The organism is Microbacterium sp. M (genome assembly GCF_045181065.1).
In the GTDB taxonomy this organism is placed as follows: Bacteria; Actinomycetota; Actinomycetes; order Actinomycetales; family Microbacteriaceae; genus Microbacterium.
This window is the reverse complement of the sequence record NZ_CP173721.1, coordinates 3,442,285-3,465,475: the sequence shown is the minus strand read 5'-3', so window position 1 is coordinate 3,465,475 and position 23,191 is coordinate 3,442,285. Positions and strand designations below refer to the sequence as shown.

Sequence of the window (23,191 nt, the reverse complement as noted above, 5' to 3'; positions counted from 1 at the left end):
GTGCGCGCCCAGACGGCTGTTCTCGTGTCGGGAACCCAGAAGGACACACCCATGCCCAAGAACCACAAGCCCAAGGGCGGACGCCCCGCGGCCAACTTCGAGCCGCGCTACGCCAAGAAGACCCCATTCCGCGATCGTCACAACGACGGCCGTCCGCCCCGTGCGGATGCCGGTGACGACCGTTCTGCGTCGCGCCCGGCCGGCCCCGGTCACAAGAGCCCGAAGCACCGCGGTTACCGTCCCGACTCCGCGTCCGGAGCGCCCAAGGGCCGCTGGACCGAACAGGAGCGCGCCGGTCGTGACGAGGCGCGCTCGATCCGTGGCCGCGCCGAATCAGGACGCCGCGAGGCGCCGCACCACCGCGATGAGCGAGGCGGGTCGGCCGAGCGTCCGCGCTTCACCGGCGGCGAGCGTCGCTTCGACGGTGAGCGTCCCCGGTACAACAACGACCGTGGCGCTGAGCGTCCGCGTCGTGATGGTGACCGCCCGTCGTACAACCGCGACGGTGGCGCGGAGCGTCCGCGTTACAACCGTGATGGTGGTGCTGAGCGTCCCCGTCGTGATGGTGACCGCCCGTCGTACAACCGTGACGGTGGTGCGGAGCGTCCGCGTTACAACCGTGACGGTGGGGCGGAGCGCCCTCGTTACAGCAACGACCGTGGCGCTGAGCGTCCGTCGTATAACCGTGATGGTGGGGCGGAGCGTCCGCGTTACAACCGTGACGGTGGGTCCGAGCGCCCTCGTTACAGCAACGACCGTGGCGCTGAGCGTCCGCGTCGTGACGGTGACCGTCCGTCGTACAACCGTGGTGGTGGGGCGGAGCGTCCTCGTTACAACAACGATCGTGGCGCTGAGCGTCCGTCGTACAACCGTGACGGTGGGGCGGAGCGCCCTCGCTACAACCGTGACGGTGGCGCCGAGCGCCCCCGATACAACAACGATCGCGGCGCCGAGCGTCCCCGCTACAACGGCGACCGCCAGGAGCGTCCTCGTACCAACGACGACCGTCCGCGTCGCGATGACCGTCGCACCGAGCAGCGTCCGGGTCGCGACAACTGGAACGCCACGACGAAGCCGGCAGCCCGTTCGCACGTCGAGCAGGCTCAGGACGTCGTCCACGAGCGCCTCGAAGCGAAGACTGTGCAGGCGGCCGAAGTCGAGAACGTGACCTTCGCGGACTTGGGCCTCGGGTCCAACATCGTCGAGACCCTGGCCAACATGGGCGCGGTGTCGCCGTTCCCGATCCAGGCTGCCAGCATCCCGGCCGTACTCGAAGGCCGCGACGTGCTCGGCCGTGGCCGCACCGGCTCCGGCAAGACGATCGCGTTCGGCGCTCCGCTGGTCGAAAGCATCCTGAAGTCGCAGGCCGGCAAGAAGCGCGAGTTCGGCCGCTCCCCGCGGGCGATCATCCTCGCTCCGACGCGCGAGCTCGCTCTGCAGATCGACCGGACCATCCAGCCGATCGCACGCAGCGTTGGGCTGTTCACGACCCAGATCTACGGCGGCGTGCCCCAGGGGCGTCAGGTCGGAGCCCTCAAGAAGGGCGTCGACATCGTGATCGGCACGCCGGGTCGCATCGAGGACCTCATCAACCAGGGCAAGCTCGATCTCTCGGACTGCCGCATCGCGGTGCTCGACGAGGCCGACCACATGTGCGAGCTGGGCTTCGTCGAGCCGGTGCAGCGGATCCTCCGTCACACCGCCGAAGGCAGCCAGAAGCTGCTGTTCTCGGCGACGCTCGACCGTGAGGTCGCGGCCCTCGTCGAGGAGTTCCTGGTCGATCCTGCGGTCTACGAGGTCGCCGGCGAGACGCAGGACTCCGGCACGATCGAGCACCGCGTGCTCGTGATCGAGCACCGGGACAAGGCCGAGATCCTCGCGTCGCTCGTCGACCGCGATGGGCAGACCCTCGTGTTCGCACGCACCCGCGCCTACGCCGAGATGCTCGCCGAGCAGCTCGAAGAGATCGGCATCTCTGCGGTCTCGCTGCACGGTGACCTCAACCAGGCCAAGCGCACGCGCAACCTGGCGCGGCTCACGTCGGGCAAGGTGCAGGTCCTCGTGGCGACGGATGTCGCAGCCCGCGGCATCCACGTCGACGACATCGACCTGGTCGTGCAGGCCGACGCGCCGGATGAGTACAAGACGTATCTGCACCGCTCCGGCCGCACCGGTCGTGCCGGTCGCTCGGGTCGCGTCGTCACGCTGATCACGCGTCAGCGTCAGCGTCGCATGACCGAGCTCCTTCAGCGCGCCGAGATCGACGCGCCGTTCGAGCAGGCCCGTGTCGGCGACGAGGTCATCGAGGAGATCGCCGGTCGCATTCCGACCACGGCGGATCTCACCGCCTGACCCTCGCGAGACGTCCTCTGCGGCGCGAGACTCGGCCGTTTCAGCCAAGTCTCGCGCCGCAGCTTAAGTCTCGCGGCGGATCGTCAGTCGATCCGGTGCTCGTGCACCGCGGACGACAAGCTCGTCCCGTTGAGATCGAGGTAGAGCTGCGCCTCCGTGACCGTGAGGGTCGCGGTGTTGCGCCGTTCGAGCACGCGGGTGCCGGCATCGATGAAGCCGGGATCGAAGCCGTAGACGCGGATGCCGTCGGCATCGTGGATGCGCTTGCCCTCCCACGCGGCGATCACCTTTGCGGGGTCGCGGTGCGTGTACACGACGGTGCGCTCGGCGAGTCTGCTGCCGTAGTGCATGCGTTCGGCATCCGGTGCGCCGACCTCGATCCACGCGGTGGTGCGTCCGGTGAGATCGCGGACGACGACGGCCGGCTCCTCGGTGGACGAGAGCCCCTCGCTGAACGTGATCCCCTCGGTGTACTCCAGGCAGTAGGCGAGGACGCGCGTCAGCATGTAGGCGTCGGTCTCGGACGGATGCTTCGCCACACGAAGCGTCAGGTCCTCGTAGACCCCGCGGTCCATATCGGCGAGCTGCACCGTGAACGTGTGGATCATCGCGCCGATAGCCATAGCTCTCGAGCCTACGCGCCCGCCGGGCGCGTCCCGGCCGTGCGCATGCTCAGAACAGCATCGGCTGTTCGGCCGGAGCGGATGCCGCGGGCACCGTGGCCGGACGCGGCGGCAGCGTGCGCGTGCCTCGGGGGCTCGCCGCGTACAGGTCGTCCTCGTCGCGCCCGTCGAGCCGATGCATCCGGATCAGGGGTCGGACGCGCTTCGCGAGCCATTGTCGATAGCCTTTCGGCGCCTCAGCGGAGACACCCGGGTAGAGCCCGCGGTAGGACGCGACGAGGTCGGGGCGATGCTCTCCGAGCCACTGCATGAACCACGGCTTCACTCCGGGGCGCAGATGCAGGGCGCCGTAGATGACGCGAGCGGCTCCGGCCGCCTTGATGCGTGCGAGGGCGGTGTCGATCGCGGTGACCGAGTCTGTCATGTGGGGCATGATCGGCATCAGGAAGACGGTCACCGGAAAACCTGCATCCGCCAGTGCGCGCACCGTGTCGAGGCGCGCCTGCGTCGTGGGGGTTCCCGGTTCGATCGTCTTCTGCAGATCGTCGTCGTACATCGCGATCGACATCTGGATATCGACCGGCACGCGCTTAGCCGCTTCGATCAACTGCGGGATGTCGCGGCGGATGAGCGTGCCCTTGGTCAGGATCGACATCGGCGTGCCCGAGTCCGCAAGCGCCTGGATGATCCCCGGCATCAGCTTGTAGCGTCCCTCCGCGCGCTGATACGGGTCGGTGTTCGTGCCCAGCGCGACGGTCTCGTGCTGCCAGCTGCCCTTTCGCAGTTCGCGCTGCAGCACCTCGACCACGTTGGTCTTCACGACGATCTGCGAATCGAAGTCCGCGCCACCGTCGAGGTCGAGATACTGATGTGTCCCGCGAGCGAAGCAGTATACACACGCATGACTGCACCCGCGGTACGGGTTGATCGTCCACGAGAAAGGCATCCGCGATGGGCCCGGAACCTTGTTCAGAGCGGACTTCGAGAGCACCTCATGGAACGTCATCCCTGCGAACTCGGGGGTCGTCACCGATCGGACGATCCCGCTGCGATTCTCCAGCCCTGGCAGCGCGGACTCGTCCGCATCGTCGATCGTCTGCCCCTGCCATCGCATCTCCTCATTAGAACAAAAGAACGAAAGAATCGCAAGACCGAATCGTCGAGAATCGAACTCCGCAAGTCGGGCGGGTTGGGGTCTCTCAGCTCCACAGGAGAGAATGGACGGATGAGCGAGGCGATGGCACCCCGACATGCCGCGCCGCGACCCCGTACCCTGGCGTTCGCGCTGCCCATCGGTCTCGCGGTGACGGCGCTCGGCGCGCTGTGGGCGCTCGCCGAGGTCCCGGCCCCCGCTCCGGTCGAGCAGCCCGTTCCCGCGGTGGCGATGCACCTGCCTCCCGTGGATGTGGAGGCGACGGTCGCCGCCGACCCGTGTGCGGATGCCGCGGTGCAGGCCGCCCTCGCGGCCGGTGATGATCCCGCGACGATCGCCGCCTTCGGTGGTGGGGAGGCGTTCCGCGCAGCCGTGGCCGCAGGGAATGCGCCGTGCATCTCGCTCAGCGACCCGGATCGTCTCTGGGTCGTGGTCAACAAGGCGCGCCCGCTCGCGCCCGACTTCACGCCCACCGGGCTCGTCGACACGCGATTGCAGACGACGACGACCGCCAGGTCGGTGCTGGCCGCGCCGGCCGACGCGATCAACGCGCTCGCCGGGGCGCTGTCGGATGCCGGGGCCGGCGTCCTCGGGATGAACAACGGGTACCGCTCGTACGGCATGCAGGAGAACACGTACTCCCAGCACGTCGCCGCCACGGGTCAGCGCGCGGCCGACGAGGTGTCCGCGCGGCCGGGGTACAGCGAGCACCAGACCGGTCTCGCGCTCGACGTGGTGTCGTGCAGCAACGGGTGCGGCGGCATCCGCGCGTTCGGCGGCACGAGCGAGAGCGATTGGGTGAACGCGCACGCGTGGGAGTACGGCTACATCGTGCGCTACCTCGACGGCACGACCCCGATCACCGGTTACTCGCCCGAGCCGTGGCACCTGCGCTACATCGGCCCCGAGCTCGCCTCGGCGTACAACGCAGGCGGCTACACGACCCTCGAGCAGTTCTTCGGGCTTCCCGCGGCGCCCGACTACGTGGGCTGAACCGGCGAGTCCGCGGGCTCGTCCGCACGCCATGCCCATCGCAGGGCATCCGGCAGCAGGACCCCGCCGTGGTTCGGGCTGTGCCCGCCGTCACCCACGACGAGCCGGACGTCCTGACCCGCTCGAGCCAGAGCGGCGCCCGTCTCGAGATTCTCGGCGAACCAGTTGCGGTCCGACTGATTCCAGCCGAGGTCGCGATGAGCGGCGTGCAGGAGGACCCGCAACGGTCGAACAGCACCTGACGCGAGCAGGCGGGGATACGGGTTGCCGCCGGGCATCTGCGCGAAGCTGGCGTTGAAGGCGATCACCTTCGTGATGGCATCCGGACGCTGCCATGCCGCCGTGAAGGCGCCGTTCCCGCCGCTGGACCCGCCGCAGATCGCTCGGGCGGCCGGATTCGATGAGATGCGGAAGTGCTGACGGACGAGAGGGAGGACCTCCTCGACGAGGAAGTCCGCATATCTCGAATCCGATGCGTCGTATTCGGCGTTGCGGTTCTTGGTGAGTCCACCCGGCGTGCGCAGCATCCCCGGGTCCACGAAGATCGACACCATCGGCGGGACGGATCGCGCCGCGGCGAGATTGTCGAGCACGATGCCGCCGCGGACGTCGCCGTCCGGGTCGAGGTACCACCAGCCGTCGTTGAACAGGGTGACCGCGGCTTCCGCCTTCGAGTCGTGCCCTGCGGGCGCATGGATCCAGATCCGCCGTGTCGTCCCCGGGTACGCGGCGCTGTCGTCGAGCGCCAGCTCGATGATGCGCCCTGGCTGGACGCCCGGTCGCGGCGCGGAGTCAGGTCCGTATTCGTACGCCACCTCGTCCTGGTCGATGGCCAGAGGGGAGTGCGGCATCGTCGGCATCCGACGAGTCTACGGAGCGCTCTGGCCACTCCCCACAATCACGGAACCCAGTGCCACCGATTGTGGGAACGCATTCCACAATCGACTGCTCCGGCGCCCTGCGTCCGCATAGAATCGCGGCAGCAACGACGACGTTCGGGAGGACGGCATGGAACGCGACATCTACGACGAGGACCACGAGGCATTCCGCGATCTCGTGAAGGACTTCGTGAAGCGACACGTCTCGAATGAGGCCATCGAGCGGTGGGATGCCGCGGGCGAGATCGACCGCGACACCATGCGCGCCGCCGGCGAGGCGGGTCTGATCGGTCTGTCCGTCCCCGAGGAGTTCGGCGGCGCAGGGATGCTGCAGGACTACCGCTTCCGCACGATCGTGATGGAAGAGGTCATCGCGGCCGGTGCCGGGTCGCTCGCGGGCGCCTTCGGCATCCAGGACGACCTGGCCGTGCCGTACCTCGTGCACATGGGTACGCAGGAGCAGAAGGAGAAGTGGCTTCCGCGGATGGCCACCGGTGAAGTCCTTGGCGCGCTCGCCATGACCGACCCCGGCGCCGGCAGCGACCTGCGCGGGATCAAGACCAACGCCAAGAAGGTCGACGGCGGCTACATCCTCAACGGCGCGAAGACGTTCATCTCGTCCGGGACGACGGCCGACGTCGTCGTCACGTTCGTCAAGACGGGCGAGGGCAATCGCCCTGATGCCTTCAGCCTGCTGCTGGTGGAGAAGGGCATGGAGGGCTTCGACCAGGGCAAGAAGCTCAGCAAGATGGGCTTCCACGGCTGGGACACCGCTGAGCTGAGCTTCACGGACGTGTTCGTCCCCGACGAGAACCTCATCAGCGGCACCGAGGGGCAGGGGTTCATCCAGCTGATGATGAATCTGCCGCTCGAGCGGCTGTCCATCGGCGTCGCCGCAGCCGCCGCCGCGCAGGCGGCCATGGACTGGACCGTCGCGTACACGAAGGACCGTGAGGCATTCGGCGAGCGCATCGCCGATTTCCAGAACACGCGCTTCCGCCTCGCCGACATGGCCGCGACCACCGACGCGATGTGGGCCTACATCGACCGTGCACTGCTCGCCTACAAGGACGACAAGCTCAGTGCCGAGGATGCCGCGAAGGTGAAGTTCTGGGCGACCGAGCGCGAGTGGGAGGTGCTCGACACCGGAGTGCAGCTGCACGGCGGGTACGGCTACATCATGGAGTACCCGATCGCCCGCGCCTTCACCGACGCCCGCGTCCACCGCATCTACGGCGGCACCAACGAGATCATGCGGGACCTCGTCGGCCGCCAGATCGTCGGCAAGCGCTGACGCCGCCCTGCATCGAGAACGCCTCGAGATCTTCGGATCTCGGGGCGTTTTCGCGTTCTGCGGCACTCGAGAAACTCTTTTGCTAGTCAGTGTTGCCAAGTACCGGTACTCAGTGTTACTTTGTACTGGTAGTCAGCGACACAGAGTAGATCGGAGGTGATCGCATGGCAAACCAGATGACAGAGATGCTCAAGGGCTCGCTCGAGGGCATCGTGCTCGCGATCCTGGCCGAGCAGTCCGCGTACGGATACGAGATCACGGCGCGGTTGCGGGACCAGGGTTTCGCGGACATCGCGGAGGGCACCGTCTACGCGCTGCTCGTCCGCATCGAACAGAAGGGCCTCGTGGACGTGGAGAAGGTCCCGTCCGAGAAGGGCCCGCCGCGCAAGGTGTACTCGATCAACACGCAGGGTCGAGAGCAGCTCGCCGAGTTCTGGAGGACCTGGAGCTTCCTCGCAGAGCGCATCGACCGGCTCCGCCACACAGACAGCAACGACACCGACAGCACGACCACCGAAGGGAACTGATCATGGCATCGAAGTGGATCGAAACGGTCACCGGATCGCTCGAGCAGAAGAAGCAGTACAAGCAGGACAAGGCCCGCATGGAGGCTCTCCCCGAGCCGTACCGCGTCGCCGCGACCGCGATGCACCGGTACTTCATGTACTACGGCGGCATCACCAACGGCGACACCCTCACCCAGATGTTCACCGACCTGGTCGATCTCTGGGAGCGCGCGGCCGTCGACGGCACCCCGGTGCAGGAGATCATCGGCGATGACCCGGTGGACTTCACCGAGACGTTCGCGAAGTCCTACCAGGGCAAGGAATGGATCGACAAGGAACGGGCCCGTCTGAACAAGGCGTTCGACGAGGCCATCGGAAAGGAGAAGCGCTCATGACCACGGCAACCATCCAGGTGCGCGGCATCCGCAAGTCCTTCAAGGACCTCGAGGTGCTCCGCGGCGTCGACTTCGACGTCGCCCCCGGCAGCATCTTCGCCCTGCTGGGCTCCAACGGAGCCGGCAAGACGACGGTGGTGCGCATCCTCTCGACCCTGCTGAAGTCGGATGCCGGCACGGCGTCCGTCCACGGATTCGACGTCGCATCGGCGCCGAACGACGTGCGGGAGTCGATCAGCCTCACCGGGCAGTTCGCGGCCGTCGACGAGGTGCTCACGGGGCGTGAGAATCTCATCCTGATCGCCAAGCTGCGCCACCTGAAGCATCCGGGCGAGATCGCCGACGACATGCTCGCCCGGTTCTCCCTCACGGAGGCCGGCGGACGCAAGGCGGGGGAGTACTCCGGCGGCATGCGCCGACGGCTCGACATCGCCATGAGCCTCGTGGGGAACCCGCCGGTGATCTTCCTCGACGAGCCGACCACGGGCCTCGACCCGCAGTCGCGCATCGAGGTGTGGGACACGGTGCGCGCGCTCGCCAGGAACGGCACCACGGTGCTGCTGACCACGCAGTACCTCGACGAGGCCGAGCAGCTGGCCGACCGCATCGCGATCCTCCACCGGGGGGTCATCATCCAGAACGGCACCCTCGACGAACTCAAGCGCCTGCTGCCCGCGGCCAAGGTCGAGTACGTCGAGAAGCAGCCAACGCTCGAAGAGGTCTTCCTCGCCCTCGTCGGCGAAGACGCCTCCACGGCACAGACAGAAGGGAACGCATCATGACCTCGCACGCCCTCGCAGACACCGGTGTGCTCACCGGTCGCTCGCTGCGTCACATCCTGCGCAGCCCGGACACCATCATCACCACGGCGGTCACACCGGTCGCCCTGATGCTGCTGTTCACGTACGTGTTCGGCGGGGCCATCAACACCGGCACCGACGAGTCGTACATCAACTACATGCTCCCCGGCATCCTGCTGATCACGGTCGCATCCGGCATCGCGTACACCGCGTACCGGCTGTTCCTGGACATGCAGGGCGGCATCTTCGAGCGGTTCCAGTCGATGCCGATCGGGCGGTCCAGCGTGCTGTGGGCGCATGTGTTCACGTCCCTGGTGTCGAACATCGTCTCGATCGCGATCGTCATCGGCGTCGCGCTGCTGATGGGGTTCCGCACCGGAGCATCCTTCGGGGCATGGCTGGCCGTCGCCGGCATCCTCATCCTGTTCACCCTGGCACTGACCTGGGTGGCCGTGATCGCCGGCCTGTCGGCGAAGACGGTGGACGGGGCGAGCGCGTTCAGCTACCCGCTGATCTTCCTCCCGTTCATCAGCTCGGCGTTCGTTCCCACGGACACCATGCCGGGTCCGGTGGCCTGGTTCGCCGAGAACCAGCCGGTCACTTCGATCGTGAACACGATCCGGGCGCTGTTCGCCGAGCAGCCCGTCGGATCCGACATCTGGGTCGCGCTGGCGTGGCTCGTCGGCATCCTGGTGGTCGCCTACTTCGGTGCGATCGCGGTGTACCGCAAGAAGCTGCGCTGAGTCGTCGCCTCACACGAAGTGCCGGTCTCCCGTGAGGGCGACCGGCACTTTCCTGTTGCGGGAACTCAGCGTCGCCGGCCCACCCCGGCGGCCTTCAGCCGGTCGGCGATGAGGATGCCGAGGGCGGTCGTGCCGAGGCAGCTCGCGAACGTGATCGCGAAGAACGCGATCTGCGCCCACATGCCCAGCGTGTCCATGCTGTACGTGAACCAGGAGAGCACGACGTAGGCGACGGCGGCGAGCGCTGCACCGACGTAGTGCAGCCACGTTCCCCAGTACCGCCACAGCACGAAGAGGAACGGCAGCTCCGTGAACGCCGCCCACCACAGATTCGTGGCGATGCTCCCGAAGCCGTAGCCCGAGAGCGGCACGAGCACCAGTCCGGCGATGAGCCCGACGAGCATGCCGACGAGGGGGCGGCGCAGCAGGCGCAGCGCGATCACCGACGGCAGCAGCCACAGGCCGGCGATGGCCATGCTGAGGATCGTCGTCGGCGGGAAGGCGAACAGCACGGTCGAGAGCCAGTTCGCCGGTGCGAGCATGAGCCCGCCGGCGACGCCCAGGGCGGCGCACGTCAGAAGCAGAGTCGTGGGGAACCGCCGCGGGGACACCGGTCGAGCAACGCCCTGCCCGCTCACGACAGCGGCTCCGCGGCGGCCTCGCGCGCGGCCTTGGATGCCGGTGATGCGGCGCCGATCTTCCAGTACCCGCAGAAGCTCACCTGGTTCTTGTCGACACCGCGCTCGGACACGAGCTGCTTGCGCACTCCGGACGCGAGCCCCTGTTCGCCAGCGCCGTACGCGTGGAACGGCGCGGCCGGCAGATCGGTGTCACGCAGAACCGCCAGCGCGAGCGTTCCGGGCAGGACGTCGTGCGGCCGCACGATCCAGGCCACGTCGAGCCCGGAAGGATGCGGGAACTCCAGCGCATCCTCCTCGGAGGGCACCTCGATGATCACGGTCCCTGTCGCCGAGGCGGGCAGCGAAGCGCTGATCCCGGCGATGGCGGGCAGGGCGGTCTCGTCGCCGACCAGCAGCACGCGGTCGGTGCCGCGCTCCGGGTTGAACGTCAGGCCCTCATCGATGATGAGGACGTGCTCACCGGGCTGGCACGTCTCGGCCCAGCGCGACGCCGGCCCTGCGGTGCCGTCGGCCGCCGACCCGTGCAGGACGAAGTCGACGTCGATCTCGGCATCCGATCCCGCCGTCGCCGGACGGTACGCCCGGACGGTGTAGTTGCGCATCACGGGGCGCTCGCCGTCCGGGATGCGCAGGAACTTCAGGTACCCGAGCGTCTTGTTGGCCTTGGCGGGTACGCGCTCGAGCCCCGCTTCGCCGCCGATCGGCAGGAAGAGCCGGAACCACTGGTCGTAGCCCATCGGCTGGAACTTCCCGATCTCGCCGCCGCCGAGGGTGACGCGGATCCAGTGCGGGGCCAGCTGTTCGGTGCGCAGCACGGTCAGGTGGGTGAGGTCCGCCGATGCGGGCTTGACCATCTTGGAGTAGGCCATGGGTTCCTCTCAGTTCAACTGCCAGGGAAAGGTCACGACGAAGACCGCAGCGGATGCCGCGATGAACGCGATGACGAAGACGGTGTCGCGAGGGCGGAAGGGGACGAGGTGCCGCTCGGTCCGGGTGGGATGCGCTCCGAACGCGCGGGAGTCCATCGCGAGCGCGACGCGCTCCGCATGCCGGATCGCGCCGGCGAGCAGCGGCACGATGTAGCCCCAGCCGCGGGCGATGCGCGCCAACGGCCCGCGGCCGCCGTGATGCCCCCGGACGCGGTGCGCGGCGCGGATGACCGCGAGCTCGTGCCCGAAGCGCGGCACGAAGCGGTAGGCGGCCAGCGCCGTGTAGCCGATGCGATACGGGACGTGCAGCTGCTGGATGCTGGCGCGAACGAGATCCGGACCCGTCGTCGTGAGGCCCCCGATCAGGGCGAGGGCGAGGATGCTGCCCAGGCGCAGTGCTGTCGCGAAGCCGATCTGCAGCGCACCGCTGTACAGGGTCCACCCGCCCAGCTGCAGCAGAGGGGAGGTGGCGTCGACCAGCGCGGCATCCACCCAGAGCGAGAAGCCGAAGCCGATGGCCAGGAGACCTGCCGGGACGGCGGCGAAGAGCAGCACGGCGCTTCGCCGCGTCAGACGGGCGCCGACGAGGATGAGGGCATAGCCGAGGATCAGGAACGCCGCCGGAGTCACCAGATCCCGCACGAACACGAGCAGGAGCATGGCCGGCAGGACGGCCGCGATCTTGGCGAGCGGGTTCAGATGATGCAGGAAGCACCGGGCGGATGCCGGGGCGACCGCGGCATACGGATCGATCGTGCGAGCGGGGGCGGTGGCGGTCATCGCGCGCCCTCCGCGACGAGGCCGCGCAGGTGCGCAGGAAGCGCGCGTTGGAGCGCGGGCAGACGCAGGCCGGCCGACTCGAAGACGCCGTCGGCGGCGAACAGATCGCCGGTGCGGCCGGCGGCGTGGACCCGCCCGTCCGCGAGGATCACGGTGTGCGTCGTGCGGTCGGCGACCAGCTGCAGGTCGTGCGTGACGATGACGATCGTGGTTCCGTCGGCGCGGAGATCCGCGAGCAGCCCGAGCAGTTCGGCGGCACGCGCCCTGTCCTGCCCGAACGTCGGCTCGTCCAGGGCGAGCACGCTCGGACGCGTGATGATCGCCGTGCCGACGGACAGGCGGCGCTTCTCGCCGCCGGAAAGGAGGAACGGGTGCACGCCCGCCTTGTGCTCGAGGCCGAACCGCGCGAGCATCTCGTTCACGCGCTCGGTGATCTCGGACTCGTCGACGTGCCGCAGCCGGAGCCCGTGCGCGAGTTCGTCGAACACGGTGTGCGCGATGAACTGGTGCTCGGGGTTCTGGAAGACGAACCCGATGCGTCCGGCGATCTCCCGAGGCGATGCCGTGGCCGGGTCGAGCCCGGCGACGTCGACCTGCCGCTTCGGGGGAGCGACGACGCCGGCGAGTGCCTGGATGAGCGTGGTCTTGCCCGCGCCGTTCGCGCCGACGATCGCCGTGAGGGAACCGGCGGGGATGTCGAGGTCGACGCCGTGCAGGATCTCGCTCTTCCCGCGGCGCACGGTGAGCCCGCGGGCCCGGATGAGGGGACTCGCGCTCGCCCCGTCGTTCGTTGAGCCCGTTTCGACTCGGTCGACTTCGTCGTCCTCGCTCGACGAACGAGCGGCGGGGAGCGCTGCCGCCAACTCCTCCGGTGTCAGCGGCAGCGGCACGTCATCGGCCAGGATGCCGCGTGCCCGCAGCATCCGCCCCGCCAGTGCTGCCGCCGGAAGCCAGACGCCCATCGCGAGCAGTTCGTCGGTGCGGCCGCGCAGGATCTCGCCGACCGGGCCGTCGAACGCCAGCGCGCCATCGCGGTCGAGCACGAGGACGCGGGTCGCGAAGCGCATCGCCGCATCGAGGTTGTGCTCGACGAGCACGATGGCACGCTCGCCCTCGGCGATGAGATCGCCGAGGGCGTCGTACACGTCGTCGATGCCCTGAGGGTCGAGGTTCGCGGTCGGCTCGTCGAGCACGATCAGCGGCGACCCCATCGCGAGCGCGCATGCGATCGCGAGGCGCTGGCGTCCGCCGCCGGAGAGCCGGTCGGGGTTCCAGTCCCGGCGATTCCACAGCCCGACGCGACGCAGCGCGGCCTCGGTGCGTGCGAGGACCTCGGGTACGGGGAGCAGCAGGTTCTCGAGCGCGAAGGCGACCTCGTCCAGCAGGGTTCCGGTGACGAGCTGGGCATCCGGGTCCTGGAAGACCATGGCGACGTCGGTGCTGAGGTCGGCAACGGGTGTAGCGATCGTGCTCCGTCCGTTCACCTCGACGGATCCGGTCATGTCCGCGGGCACGGATTGCGGGATGAGCCCGTTCAGCGCCAGCGTGAGCGTCGACTTCCCCGAGCCGCTCGGACCGAGGACCAGTACGACCTCGCCCCGCTCGATGTCGAACGAGACGTCGCGCGGCGAGGGGTGCACCGCACCGGCGTGGGTGAGCGAGAGGTCACGCACGCGAAGCAGGGGCGCGGATGTGCGCACGGAAGAACCCCGGGGTCGGCGATCGGTACCCGTCTAACTTAGCCCAGCCTTACCTGACTCGCACGCCGCAGTGTCACCGCTGCTGCGCGACGCCGGCCTTGCGCAGGGCGTCGCCCGTGGCCAGGCCCGCGTACGTCCAGGCGACAGGTCCGACCACGAACATCACGAGGTAGACGACGTACGCCCACGGCTGGAACTTGTCGATGTCGGCGGCGAGTCCGATCGGCACGGCGAGGATGATGCCGACGATGACCGCGGAGACGAGGAATCGCCAGACGGCCCAGCTGCGGTAGCGGCCGATCGCCGTCACGCCTTCCTGGATCGCCCCGATCAGCAGCGCCGTGCCGAGGTAGCGCAGCGCCCAGGCCGGAGCGATGGCGCTGGAGACGAGCGCGGCCAGGAGGTGCGTGATGATCGCGACACCAGGGCGTCGCAGCAGCGCCTGGGCGATGACGCCCGGGAGCACGTGCGAGCCGAGGACGAGTCCGTAGAGGACAGGAACGGTCGCGGACACCGCAAGGCTCAGGTAGCCGGCGACCCCGCCGAGAATGCCGGTCGCGACCCCGATCGCGGCGCAGACGAGCAGCACGCGCGTTGGCAGGGCAGGACTCTTCGGCACCGAACCAGCCTATCTGCGCGGTGGTGGGCGAGCGCCGCTCGTCGCCCAGCCGATGCCGCTCGTCGCAGACGTCGCGGAGACGGCGCGCGAAGCATCCGCACTGCTCCTAACGTGGGGTCACGCAAAGACGCGCACCCCAGAGGAGAACCATGTCTGCATCCCAGCCGCGCCGCAGCGGCGCGGGCGTCGTCGACGACGAACCCGAGATCATCACCGATCAGTCCCTTCCCCCAGTGTCCCTCACCGAGGAGCAGGACGAGAAGACGAACCGGTGGACCTGGCCGAAGATCGTGCTCTGGTCCGCGATCGCCCTGCTCGGAGCGCTCGCCTGGACGATGCTCGCCATCGTCCGCGGCGAGACGGTCAACGCGATCTGGTTCGTGTTCGCCGCCGTCTGCACCTACTTCATCGGCTACCGCTTCTACTCGAAGGTCATCGAGCGGTACATCACGCGCCCCAACGACAAGCGGGCGACGCCCGCCGAGGTCCGCCAGGACGGAAAGGACTACGTCCCCACCGACCGTCGCGTCCTGTACGGCCACCACTTCGCAGCCATCGCCGGCGCCGGCCCCCTGGTCGGACCCGTCCTCGCGGCTCAGATGGGCTACCTGCCTGGCACGATCTGGATCATCGTCGGCGTCGTGCTCGCCGGCGCGGTCCAGGACTACACGGTGCTGTTCTTCTCGATGCGCCGCGGCGGACGCACGATCGGTCAGATGGCGCGCCAGGAGCTCGGCAAAATCGGCGGATCGGCCGCCATCATCGCGTCGCTGCTGATCATGCTGATCATCGTCGCGATCCTCGCCCTCGTCGTCGTGAACGCCCTCGGCGAGAGCCCGTGGGGCGTCTTCTCCGTGGCCATGACCATCCCGATCGCGCTCTTCATGGGCGTCTACCTGCGCTTCCTGCGTCCTGGCAAGGTCACCGAGGTCTCGATCATCGGATTCGTTCTGCTTCTCGGTGCCATCATCGCCGGCGGCTGGGTCGCGAGCACCGAGTGGGGCGTGGCGATGTTCCACCTCGACCGCGAGGTCATCGCGTGGGCCATCATCATCTACGGCTTCATCGCCGCGATCCTGCCCGTGTGGCTGCTGCTCGCCCCGCGCGATTACCTGTCGACGTTCATGAAGATCGGCGTGATCGTCATGCTCGCGGGTGCGATCGTGCTGGTGCGGCCGGAGATCACGGTGCCGGCGGTCTCGATCTTCGGCGAGAACGGCATGGGGCCGGTGTTCGCAGGCCCGCTGTTCCCGTTCCTGTTCGTGACGATCGCGTGCGGTGCGCTGTCCGGCTTCCATGCGCTGATCTCGTCCGGGACGACGCCGAAGCTCATCGAGAAGGAGCGCCAGTCGCGCTTCATCGGCTACGGCGGCATGCTGATGGAATCCTTCGTCGCGATCATGGCGCTCGTCGCCGCGATCTCGATCGACCAGGGCATCTACTTCGCGATGAACGCCCCGGCGGCGGCTACCGGCGGCACGGTCGAAGGCGCGGTCGCCTTCGTGAACTCGCTCGGCCTCACCGGGGTGAACATCACGCCGGAGCTGCTGACGAACACGGCGGCCGCGGTCGGCGAGGAATCGATCGTCTCGCGCACCGGCGGTGCACCGACCCTCGCGCTGGGGCTGGCGACCATCATGCAGCAGGCGCTCGGCGGTGAAGCGCTCATGGCGTTCTGGTACCACTTCGCGATCATGTTCGAGGCACTGTTCATCCTCACCGCCGTGGACGCCGGAACCCGCGTCGCCCGCTTCATGCTGCAGGACACCATCGGCGCATGGGTGCCGAAGTTCCGCGATGTCTCGTGGCGCCCAGGCGTGTGGATCTGCACGGCGATCATGGTTGCAGGCTGGGGATGGATCCTCATCCTCGGCGTGACCGATCCGCTCGGCGGCATCAACACGTTCTTCCCGCTGTTCGGCATCGCCAACCAGCTGCTGGCGGCGATCGCACTCGCCGTGGTGCTGGCGATCGTGGCCAAACGAGGCAGGAGCTACGTGAAGTGGCTGTGGATCATCGCGCTGCCGCTGGCCTTCACCGCTGTGGTCACGATCACGGCGTCGATGTACAAGATCTTCTCTCCTGTGCCCGCGATCGGCTACTGGGCGAACCACTTCAAGTACGTCGCCGCGCGCGACGCCGGAGACGACTCGCTCGGCGCCCCCGAGGTCGTGGATGCCGTCATCCGCAACACCGCCGTCCAGGGCACCCTGTCGATCATCTTCGTCGTGCTGACGATCATCGTCATGGTCGTCGCCATCATCGTCACGGTCAAGGCGATCCTGAACGGCGGCGGCGAGAACACCGAGGACGCCCCCGTCGCCTCGCGGCGCTACGCACCGGCCGGGTTCATCCCGACCGCCGCGGAGCGCGACCTCGAGAAGCGGTGGGAGCCGATCCTCGCGGAAGAGCGCAAGGCGGCGCGTCACTGACATGGCCGACACGACGATGCGGACGGATGCCGTGGCCGGCCCGATGCGCGCGATCATCGCGTTCATCGGGAGGGCCGGTCGCGGCATCCGCTGGTATGTCACGAACCTGATGGGCGAGGTCAGACGGGCCGGATCCACGCCGACGCGGGAGAGCCGGTCGAGCCGCGCCGACCTTCGGCATCCTGTCCGGCACGTCGATGGCCGCGCCGCACGTCGCTGGCCTCGGTGCGCTCTACCTGTCGGAGCGTCCGAACGCGGCACCGGCCGAGATCAAGTCGGCCCTGATGACGACCGCGTCGAACACGGTGCTCGCCGATGGTTCGGAGAACACGAACCCGTTCGAGCAGGGCGCAGGCCAGGTCGAGCCGACTCGCTTCTTCGAGCCGGGGATGCTGTACCTCAACGGCGCAGCCGACTGGGCGGCGTTCCTCGAGGGCAAGCAGCTCGCCGAGTTCGACGGCATCGACCCGATCGACGGGAGCGACCTGAACCTCGCGTCCATCTCGATCGGCACGCTGACCAGCGAGCAGACCGTGACGCGCACCGTCACCTCGACCGCTGCCGGCACCTACACGGCATCCGCTGAGGTGGCCGGGCTCGACGTGACCGTCGAGCCGTCGACGCTCACGTTCGGCGCGGCGGGCGAGACCGCGACCTTCACGGTCACGGTCGACAACGTCAGCGCCCCGGTCGAGCAGTGGGCCACCGGTTCGCTGACCTGGACGGGTGAGGACCGCGAGGTCCGTTCGCCCATCGCCGTGTTCCCGGTGACGGCCGATGCTCCGGCCGAGGTGGCCGGCACGGGTGTCGACGGCAGCACCACGGTGGAGGTCACTCCCGGTCTGACCGGCGAGCTGCCGCTCGCTCTGTCGGGTCTGACGCCGTTCCAGCTGCTGCTCGACGAGGCGAACCCCGTGGCGGGACACTCGGGTGACGAGAACTCCGGTGACGAGAACAAGAACGTGTCCTGGATCGTCGATGTGCCGGAGGGGACGACGCTCGCGCGTTTCGATCTCGACTCGTCGGATGACGAGGGAAGCGATCTGGACCTCACGGTGTACCGCGTCGTGAGCCCCGATGATCTGCGCTACTACCAGGTGTGGCAGTCGGCCACGGGGTCAGCGGACGAGCAGGTCACGGTCGCGGCTCCCACGGCAGGCACGTACCGCGTGGTCGCGAACATGTACTCCACCACCGGGCCGATGACGTGGGACATGTCCTACGCCGCGGTGCAGCCGGCCGGTGAGGGGGCGTTCACGGCGACGCCGAATCCGTTGGATGCGGTGCGGGGAGTGCCGACCGGCTACGACGTGTCGTGGTCGGGTCTGGCCGCCGGTACGCGCTACCTCGGGGTCGTGCAGTACGGCGACTCGGCGGTGCGCTCGGTCGTGACGGTCGACGCGCAGTAACAGTACGAGCAGGCGGGGCGGATGCTGCGGCATCCGCCCCGCCTTTCTCGTTCGTTGTCCTCGTTCGGTGCCCTCGTTCGTTGAGCGAGGACGGCGGAGCCGCCACCCTCGTTCGTTGAGTGAGGACGGCGGAGCCGACCGAGTCGAAACGCGCCGAACCGCTGAGATCCGTTCGAGAAAACCCGGCCCGGACCCTTGCCCGATCTCGTAGTTATGTTCTAAACTGGAGTATGGCATTCATCACCGAGGATCGAACGGCACGCGAGGATGCGCTGCTGGAGTCCTTCGAGTCGGTGAACGCGCAGATCGCGTCGTTGGAGGCCGAGCGGGCGCGCCTGCTCGCCGAGCGATTCGACATGCTGCTCGACGAGGACCCGTTCGGATCCGCGCATCATGACATCTCGCTGCGGTCGCTGGTGGCCGAGTTCGCGGCGGTCTCGCACCTCTCCGCCGCGTCCGCGAATGACTTGCTGCACCGCGCGCACACGTTGACGCACGAGTTCCCGCTGGTCTGGCGGGCGCTGCGCGACGGGGCGATCACCTCCCGCCACGCCGACGCGATCGTCACCGGCGCGTCGGCGCTGTCCGCGCGGTCGGATGCCGAGATGACCGAATACCAGGGGCGGGTGCTCGAGGTCGCGGTCTCCGAGAGCCCGGGTCGCACCCTGGTGCTGGTGAAGGCGATCGCCGCGTCCATCGCGCCGACCACGGTCGCCGAACGGTACCGGCAGGCGCTGTCATCCCGGCAGGCCCGCACCTATCCCCTCGACGACGGCATCTCCCAGCTCGTGCTCTCCGGCCCGGAGTACCTCATCCAGGCCGCCTACGACCGCGCGACTGAGACCGCCACGCAGATCATCGCCCAACGCCCCACGGTCGGGCCGGCCGAGAACGACGACCGCACCCTCGACCAGATCCGCGCCGACGTCATGCTCGAACTGCTCCTCGCGAGCGAACTCGGCAGCGCCGCCGGCACCCCGGCCGAAGCGATCCGCGCAACCATCCAGGTCACGATCGCCGCCACCACTCTCGCCGGCGACGACGATAAGATGGCCCACCTCGACGGATTCGGGCCGATGCTCCCCGAACACGTTCGTCCCCTCGCCGCACGCGCCCCGCAGTGGACACGCCTGTTCCTCGACCCGGCCGGAATGCTCACCATCACCGACACGTACACCCCATCCGCATCGATGAAACGCTACCTCCGCGCCCGCGACCAACGCTGCCGGTTCCCCGGCTGCCAACGCGCCGCACGACGCTGCCAGATCGACCACAACCACGACCACGCCAAGGGCGGACCCACCGAACTCTGCAACCTCTGCTGCTTCTGCGTCAATCATCACGCGCTGAAGCACCCAGATCTGCTCGACCGACACCGATGGTCGGTCACGCAGCTCCCCAGCGGCGTCATCGCCTGGACGAGTCCGATGGGACGCACCTACATCGACGAACCACCACCACGCGTGATGTTCGTCTGAACATCAGCGCCCGCGCCCTTTCGTTCGTTGAGCGAGCGGCTCCGGCTGCACGCGCCCGGAGGCTCCGCGGGACGCGAAGTGGTCTGCGGAGCCGGGGTGGGGATCGAAAGGCGTCAGGCCGCTGAGATCCGTCGCCCGCGGCAGATCCGCCGCCGGTCTCAGATCCGCCGGCGACGCGGCATCAGGCGCACGTGCGGCAACTCGGGCGCCGGAATCCGCTCGTCGCCGTGGGTCACGACATGCCCGAACCGTGACGAGCCCGCTTCCCAATCGTCGCGAGCGTCAGCGATCTCCTCGTGCGTACGCGCGGCGAAGTTCCACCACATCACCAGGTCCTCTTCGAACGGCTCTCCGCCGAGCAGGAAAAGCAGAGCCCCCGACTCGCTCGTCACCGACACCGCATCCCGCGAGTCGCCGAGATAGAGCATCAGGTTGCGCTCGAAGACGACACCTTCGACGGCCGCGTCTCCTTCGACCAGCACGACGGCATGCTCCCAGACCCGATTCAGCGGAAGCTCGACCGTGCTGCCGGCCGGCACCGCGATCTCGGCGCCCACGATGGGCGTGTACACGGTCGCGGGGGAGCGGACGCCGGCGAATTCGCCGAGCACCACGGTGGCCTCGGCATCCTGACCCAGAGCAACGTTCGGAAGCGACGTGTGCTGCTCGAAACCCCCTGATCCGAGGCGGGCCGACGCGGGCAGAACGACCCAGAGCTGCAGCGCATCGAGCGGGATGGGATCCTCGCCGAGCGAGTACTCGGAGTGCGAGATGCCGTTTCCGGCGGTCATGAGGTTGAGCTGGCCTCGGCGCAGCGTCACGTCGCTGTCGACCGAGTCGCGGTGCCGCATGTCTCCGACGAGCGGCCACGTCACCGTCTGCAGGCCGATGTGCGGGTGGGGTTCGACGCGCATGCGCACCGGCCCCGGCCCGAACCGGTCGAGGAAGCACCACGCGCCCACCGTCGGCAGGTCCTTGTTCGGCAGCGTCCGCAGCACGTTCATCGCCCGGACGCCGCCGAGCGGCACCTCACGCGGTTCGAGCGGGATGCTGCGTTGGCCGATCATTCGCCCGGAACCTGCGGCCAGCGGATCTCGGCACCCTCGACATCGTGCTTCTTGAGATAGGAGGCGATGTACGGGCAGTACGGCGCGATCGTATCGCCGGATGCCGCGGCGTCCGCCAGCGCATCGGCCGCGAGCGCACCGGCGAGGCCTCGGCCCTGGAAAGCCGGGTCGACCTCGGTGTGCGTGAAGCGGATCTCGCCGGGGCGGCGCTCGAACTCGGCGAATCCGGCGAGCGTGTCCCCGAGGCGGATCTCGTAACGGGAGGCCTCATCGTTGCGGGTGACGGTGATGTCTTCGGTCATGGCTGCTCCTTCACGTCTGCCTCCACACTAGGACGCCTGTGGAGGACTCGGGCGGGTGTCGGTCCGGCCGGTTACGCTGGAGGGATGCCGCAGACTCCCCGTGACCCGTACGAGGACCTGCCCTACGCAGACGAGCCCTGGGACAATGCGTACCCGCCCGAGCCCATGGACTGGGAGCCGCAGGCCGACGGCTGGGAGCCGCCGCTGGACTGGGGCCCTGGGCCGTCGACGCCGGTCGGCGCTGCGCCCGCGGCATCCGCGCCCGCGGCCACGCCGTCGCGCTATCCGAGCGCGCTCGAGGCACTGCACACCGTCTTCGGGTACGACGAGTTCCGCGGGGATCAGGCGGCGATCGTCGAGCAGGTGATCTCCGGCGGCGACGCCGTCGTGCTCATGCCGACCGGTGGAGGCAAGTCGGTCACCTACCAGGTGCCGGCGCTCGTGCGCGAGGGCACAGGGCTCGTGATCAGCCCGCTGATCGCGCTCATGCACGACCAGGTCGACGCACTCCGCGCCAACGGGGTGCGGGCCGCGTACCTGAACTCGACCCAGTCGCCGAGCGAGCGCGCGCAGGTGGAGCGCGACTACGTGACCGGGCAACTGGATCTCATCTACGTCGCCCCCGAGCGGCTCTCGAGTCCCGCGACGACGGCGCTGCTGCAACGCGGAACCCTCAGCGTGATCGCGATCGACGAGGCCCATTGCGTGTCGCAGTGGGGTCACGACTTCCGCCCCGACTATCTCGCGCTCGGTGATCTCGGGGAGCGCTTCCCCGGGGTCCCGCGCATGGCGCTCACGGCGACGGCGACGCACGCCACGCACAAGGAGATCACCGAGCGGCTCGACCTCGGCCGCGCCGAGCACTTCGTGGCGAGCTTCGATCGCCCCAACATCCAGTACCGGATCGTTCCGAAGGTCGAACCGCGCAAGCAGCTGGTGGCGTTCATCCGCTCGATGGATCCCGGAGCCGCGGGTATCGTCTACGCGCTCAGCCGGAAGTCTGTCGAGCAGACCGCGGACCATCTCGCCGCGCAGGGCTTCGACGCGCTGCCCTATCACGCGGGTCTCCCGGCTGAGGTGCGCGCGGCGAACCAGGCGCGATTCCTGCGTGAAGACGGCGTCGTCATGGTCGCCACCATCGCGTTCGGCATGGGCATCGACAAGCCGGACGTCCGCTTCGTCGCGCACATCGACCTGCCCAAGTCGGTCGAGGGCTACTACCAGGAGACCGGTCGCGCAGGGCGCGATGGCGAGCCCTCGATCGCATGGATGGCGTACGGGCTGGGCGACGTCGTGCAGCAGCGGCGGATGATCGACCAGAGCCCAGGCGACCGCACCTTCAAGATGCGGCTGGGGCAGCACCTCGACGCCATGCTCGCTCTCTGCGAGACCGTCGAATGCCGTCGGCAGAACCTGCTCGGCTACTTCGGGCAGGACTCGCAGCCGTGCGGCAACTGCGACACCTGCCTCGAGCATCCAGAGACCTTCGACGGGCTGATCCCCGCGCAGAAGCTGCTGTCGACGGTGGTGCGCCTCAAGCGCGAGCGCAATCAGGCGTTCGGCGCCGGCCACCTCATCGACATCCTCCGCGGGGCGTCGAACGACCGCATCCGCAAGTTCGGGCACGATCAGCTCGCCACGTACGGCATCGGCGCCGACCTGTCCGAACAGGACTGGCGAAGCGTCGTGCGTCAGCTGCTCGCCCGTGGCATCCTCGTCGCGCAGGGCGACTACGGCACGCTCGCGCCGGGGGATGCCGCGGCCGGCGTCCTGAAGGGCGAGATGCCCGTGCCGCTGCGCAAGGACACGATCGGTCGCGTGAGCACCGCCAGAGTGCGCAAGTCCGCGGCGGCGGCATCCGTCGCGGAAGGCGATCAGGGACTCTTCGAAGCTCTGCGGACGTGGCGGGCCGAGGCGGCGCGCGAGCAGGGCGTGCCCGCCTACATCGTCTTCGGCGATACGACGCTGCGTGCGCTCGCCGAGCGCCGCCCGGCGACGCTGACCGATCTCGACGGGATCACCGGCATCGGTGCGAAGAAGCGCGAGGCGTACGGCGATGCCGTGCTCGCGGTGATCGCAGCGGCGTGATCGGCCGCG

Annotated in this window: 21 protein-coding genes; 11 read left to right on the top strand and 10 right to left on the bottom strand. The window is 68.6% G+C overall.

Features of this window, described 5'->3' with window-relative positions; translation table 11 throughout:
• The first annotated feature begins 51 nt into the window (after nucleotides 1–51).
• On the top strand, nucleotides 52–2,352 hold the full coding sequence (locus ACI7YT_RS16830; RefSeq protein WP_406247127.1) for a DEAD/DEAH box helicase: 2,301 nt from the start codon (nucleotides 52–54) through the stop codon (nucleotides 2,350–2,352).
• Between the two features lie 83 nt (nucleotides 2,353–2,435).
• Here the strand turns inward: ACI7YT_RS16830 and ACI7YT_RS16825 are convergent, their stop codons facing one another.
• Nucleotides 2,436–2,975: a YaeQ family protein gene (locus tag ACI7YT_RS16825; protein ID WP_406247126.1), complete on the bottom strand. Its 540-nt coding sequence runs from the start codon at nucleotides 2,973–2,975 to the stop codon at nucleotides 2,436–2,438.
• A 49-nt stretch (nucleotides 2,976–3,024) separates the two neighbouring features.
• Nucleotides 3,025–4,089: an Rv2578c family radical SAM protein gene (locus ACI7YT_RS16820; protein WP_406247124.1), complete on the bottom strand. Its 1,065-nt coding sequence runs from the start codon at nucleotides 4,087–4,089 to the stop codon at nucleotides 3,025–3,027.
• A 111-nt stretch (nucleotides 4,090–4,200) separates the two neighbouring features.
• Here ACI7YT_RS16820 and ACI7YT_RS16815 point away from each other — a divergent pair, with 111 nt between their 5' ends.
• A complete protein-coding gene (locus tag ACI7YT_RS16815) occupies nucleotides 4,201–5,121 on the top strand; it encodes a M15 family metallopeptidase (RefSeq protein WP_406247123.1) in 921 nt (306 codons plus the stop codon).
• On the opposite strand, the gene ACI7YT_RS16810 is transcribed toward ACI7YT_RS16815, so the two are convergent.
• Nucleotides 5,109–5,981 carry an alpha/beta hydrolase gene (locus ACI7YT_RS16810; RefSeq protein ID WP_406247122.1) on the bottom strand — a complete coding sequence of 291 codons (873 nt, stop codon included), beginning with the start codon at nucleotides 5,979–5,981 and terminating at the stop codon, nucleotides 5,109–5,111. The genes ACI7YT_RS16815 and ACI7YT_RS16810 overlap by 13 nt on opposite strands.
• Before the next feature lie 148 nt (nucleotides 5,982–6,129).
• Here ACI7YT_RS16810 and ACI7YT_RS16805 point away from each other — a divergent pair, with 148 nt between their 5' ends.
• The 5 genes from ACI7YT_RS16805 (at nucleotide 6,130) to ACI7YT_RS16785 (ending at nucleotide 9,737) form a co-directional block, all read left to right on the top strand.
• Nucleotides 6,130–7,293, top strand: coding sequence for an acyl-CoA dehydrogenase family protein (locus ACI7YT_RS16805; RefSeq protein ID WP_406247120.1), 1,164 nt, complete (start codon nucleotides 6,130–6,132; stop codon nucleotides 7,291–7,293).
• A 164-nt stretch (nucleotides 7,294–7,457) separates the two neighbouring features.
• On the top strand, nucleotides 7,458–7,820 hold the full coding sequence (locus ACI7YT_RS16800) for a PadR family transcriptional regulator (RefSeq protein ID WP_406247118.1): 363 nt from the start codon (nucleotides 7,458–7,460) through the stop codon (nucleotides 7,818–7,820).
• Between the two features lie 2 nt (nucleotides 7,821–7,822).
• Nucleotides 7,823–8,194 carry a DUF1048 domain-containing protein gene (locus ACI7YT_RS16795; protein WP_406247116.1) on the top strand — a complete coding sequence of 124 codons (372 nt, stop codon included), beginning with the start codon at nucleotides 7,823–7,825 and terminating at the stop codon, nucleotides 8,192–8,194.
• Nucleotides 8,191–8,976 (top strand): ABC transporter ATP-binding protein, encoded by a 786-nt coding sequence (locus ACI7YT_RS16790; protein ID WP_406247115.1) that lies wholly within the window; start codon nucleotides 8,191–8,193, stop codon nucleotides 8,974–8,976. The genes ACI7YT_RS16795 and ACI7YT_RS16790 overlap by 4 nt, the downstream gene beginning before the upstream one ends.
• A complete protein-coding gene (locus tag ACI7YT_RS16785) occupies nucleotides 8,973–9,737 on the top strand; it encodes an ABC transporter permease (RefSeq protein ID WP_264155915.1) in 765 nt (254 codons plus the stop codon). Before ACI7YT_RS16790 ends, ACI7YT_RS16785 begins: the two co-directional genes overlap by 4 nt.
• A 65-nt stretch (nucleotides 9,738–9,802) precedes the next feature.
• Here the strand turns inward: ACI7YT_RS16785 and ACI7YT_RS16780 are convergent, their stop codons facing one another.
• The 5 genes from ACI7YT_RS16780 to ACI7YT_RS16760 form a co-directional block, all read right to left on the bottom strand.
• Entirely contained in the window at nucleotides 9,803–10,375 is a 573-nt protein-coding gene (locus ACI7YT_RS16780) for an ECF transporter S component (protein WP_406247113.1), read from the bottom strand.
• Complete coding sequence (locus tag ACI7YT_RS16775) at nucleotides 10,372–11,247, bottom strand: siderophore-interacting protein (RefSeq protein WP_406247112.1); 876 nt, start codon at nucleotides 11,245–11,247, stop codon at nucleotides 10,372–10,374. Before ACI7YT_RS16775 ends, ACI7YT_RS16780 begins: the two co-directional genes overlap by 4 nt.
• Nucleotides 11,248–11,256: 9 nt before the next feature.
• On the bottom strand, nucleotides 11,257–12,087 hold the full coding sequence (locus ACI7YT_RS16770; protein ID WP_406247110.1) for an energy-coupling factor transporter transmembrane component T family protein: 831 nt from the start codon (nucleotides 12,085–12,087) through the stop codon (nucleotides 11,257–11,259).
• Nucleotides 12,084–13,787 carry an ABC transporter ATP-binding protein gene (locus ACI7YT_RS16765; protein WP_406247108.1) on the bottom strand — a complete coding sequence of 568 codons (1,704 nt, stop codon included), beginning with the start codon at nucleotides 13,785–13,787 and terminating at the stop codon, nucleotides 12,084–12,086. Before ACI7YT_RS16765 ends, ACI7YT_RS16770 begins: the two co-directional genes overlap by 4 nt.
• Before the next feature lie 73 nt (nucleotides 13,788–13,860).
• A complete protein-coding gene (locus ACI7YT_RS16760; RefSeq protein ID WP_406247106.1) occupies nucleotides 13,861–14,406 on the bottom strand; it encodes an ECF transporter S component in 546 nt (181 codons plus the stop codon).
• A gap of 149 nt (nucleotides 14,407–14,555) precedes the next feature.
• On the opposite strand from ACI7YT_RS16760, the gene ACI7YT_RS16755 reads away from it, so the two are divergent.
• The 3 genes from ACI7YT_RS16755 to ACI7YT_RS16745 all read left to right on the top strand — a co-directional run bounded on the left by ACI7YT_RS16755 (nucleotide 14,556) and on the right by ACI7YT_RS16745 (nucleotide 19,725).
• Nucleotides 14,556–16,838, top strand: coding sequence for a carbon starvation CstA family protein (locus ACI7YT_RS16755; protein ID WP_406247104.1), 2,283 nt, complete (start codon nucleotides 14,556–14,558; stop codon nucleotides 16,836–16,838).
• A 179-nt stretch (nucleotides 16,839–17,017) separates the two neighbouring features.
• On the top strand, nucleotides 17,018–18,247 hold the full coding sequence (locus ACI7YT_RS16750; RefSeq protein WP_406250606.1) for a S8 family serine peptidase: 1,230 nt from the start codon (nucleotides 17,018–17,020) through the stop codon (nucleotides 18,245–18,247).
• A 230-nt stretch (nucleotides 18,248–18,477) separates the two neighbouring features.
• Nucleotides 18,478–19,725: a DUF222 domain-containing protein gene (locus ACI7YT_RS16745; protein WP_406247103.1), complete on the top strand. Its 1,248-nt coding sequence runs from the start codon at nucleotides 18,478–18,480 to the stop codon at nucleotides 19,723–19,725.
• Nucleotides 19,726–19,883: 158 nt separating this feature from the next.
• On the opposite strand, the gene ACI7YT_RS16740 is transcribed toward ACI7YT_RS16745, so the two are convergent.
• Both ACI7YT_RS16740 and ACI7YT_RS16735 read right to left on the bottom strand, forming a co-directional pair.
• Nucleotides 19,884–20,792 (bottom strand): pirin family protein, encoded by a 909-nt coding sequence (locus tag ACI7YT_RS16740; RefSeq protein ID WP_406247101.1) that lies wholly within the window; start codon nucleotides 20,790–20,792, stop codon nucleotides 19,884–19,886.
• Nucleotides 20,789–21,094, bottom strand: a complete 306-nt coding sequence (locus ACI7YT_RS16735; RefSeq protein WP_406247099.1) for a GNAT family N-acetyltransferase — start codon at nucleotides 21,092–21,094, stop codon at nucleotides 20,789–20,791. Before ACI7YT_RS16735 ends, ACI7YT_RS16740 begins: the two co-directional genes overlap by 4 nt.
• 84 nt (nucleotides 21,095–21,178) lie before the next feature.
• On the opposite strand from ACI7YT_RS16735, the gene recQ reads away from it, so the two are divergent.
• A complete protein-coding gene (recQ, locus tag ACI7YT_RS16730; protein WP_406247098.1) occupies nucleotides 21,179–23,182 on the top strand; it encodes a DNA helicase RecQ in 2,004 nt (667 codons plus the stop codon).
• Nucleotides 23,183–23,191 lie beyond the last annotated feature (9 nt).

Bases quoted from the DNA above. Each gene is read 5' to 3' on its own strand.
- ACI7YT_RS16830 (WP_406247127.1), top strand. From the start codon at position 52: ATGCCCAAGAACCACAAGCCCAAGGGCGGACGCCCCGCGGCCAACTTC.
- ACI7YT_RS16825 (WP_406247126.1), bottom strand. From the start codon at position 2,975: ATGGCTATCGGCGCGATGATCCACACGTTCACGGTGCAGCTCGCCGAT.
- ACI7YT_RS16820 (WP_406247124.1), bottom strand. From the start codon at position 4,089: ATGCGATGGCAGGGGCAGACGATCGACGATGCGGACGAGTCCGCGCTG.
- ACI7YT_RS16815 (WP_406247123.1), top strand. From the start codon at position 4,201: ATGAGCGAGGCGATGGCACCCCGACATGCCGCGCCGCGACCCCGTACC.
- ACI7YT_RS16810 (WP_406247122.1), bottom strand. From the start codon at position 5,981: ATGCCGACGATGCCGCACTCCCCTCTGGCCATCGACCAGGACGAGGTG.
- ACI7YT_RS16805 (WP_406247120.1), top strand. From the start codon at position 6,130: ATGGAACGCGACATCTACGACGAGGACCACGAGGCATTCCGCGATCTC.
- ACI7YT_RS16800 (WP_406247118.1), top strand. From the start codon at position 7,458: ATGGCAAACCAGATGACAGAGATGCTCAAGGGCTCGCTCGAGGGCATC.
- ACI7YT_RS16795 (WP_406247116.1), top strand. From the start codon at position 7,823: ATGGCATCGAAGTGGATCGAAACGGTCACCGGATCGCTCGAGCAGAAG.
- ACI7YT_RS16790 (WP_406247115.1), top strand. From the start codon at position 8,191: ATGACCACGGCAACCATCCAGGTGCGCGGCATCCGCAAGTCCTTCAAG.
- ACI7YT_RS16785 (WP_264155915.1), top strand. From the start codon at position 8,973: ATGACCTCGCACGCCCTCGCAGACACCGGTGTGCTCACCGGTCGCTCG.
- ACI7YT_RS16775 (WP_406247112.1), bottom strand. From the start codon at position 11,247: ATGGCCTACTCCAAGATGGTCAAGCCCGCATCGGCGGACCTCACCCAC.
- ACI7YT_RS16770 (WP_406247110.1), bottom strand. From the start codon at position 12,087: ATGACCGCCACCGCCCCCGCTCGCACGATCGATCCGTATGCCGCGGTC.
- ACI7YT_RS16755 (WP_406247104.1), top strand. From the start codon at position 14,556: ATGTCTGCATCCCAGCCGCGCCGCAGCGGCGCGGGCGTCGTCGACGAC.
- ACI7YT_RS16745 (WP_406247103.1), top strand. From the start codon at position 18,478: ATGGCATTCATCACCGAGGATCGAACGGCACGCGAGGATGCGCTGCTG.
- ACI7YT_RS16740 (WP_406247101.1), bottom strand. From the start codon at position 20,792: ATGATCGGCCAACGCAGCATCCCGCTCGAACCGCGTGAGGTGCCGCTC.
- ACI7YT_RS16735 (WP_406247099.1), bottom strand. From the start codon at position 21,094: ATGACCGAAGACATCACCGTCACCCGCAACGATGAGGCCTCCCGTTAC.
- recQ (WP_406247098.1), top strand. From the start codon at position 21,179: ATGCCGCAGACTCCCCGTGACCCGTACGAGGACCTGCCCTACGCAGAC.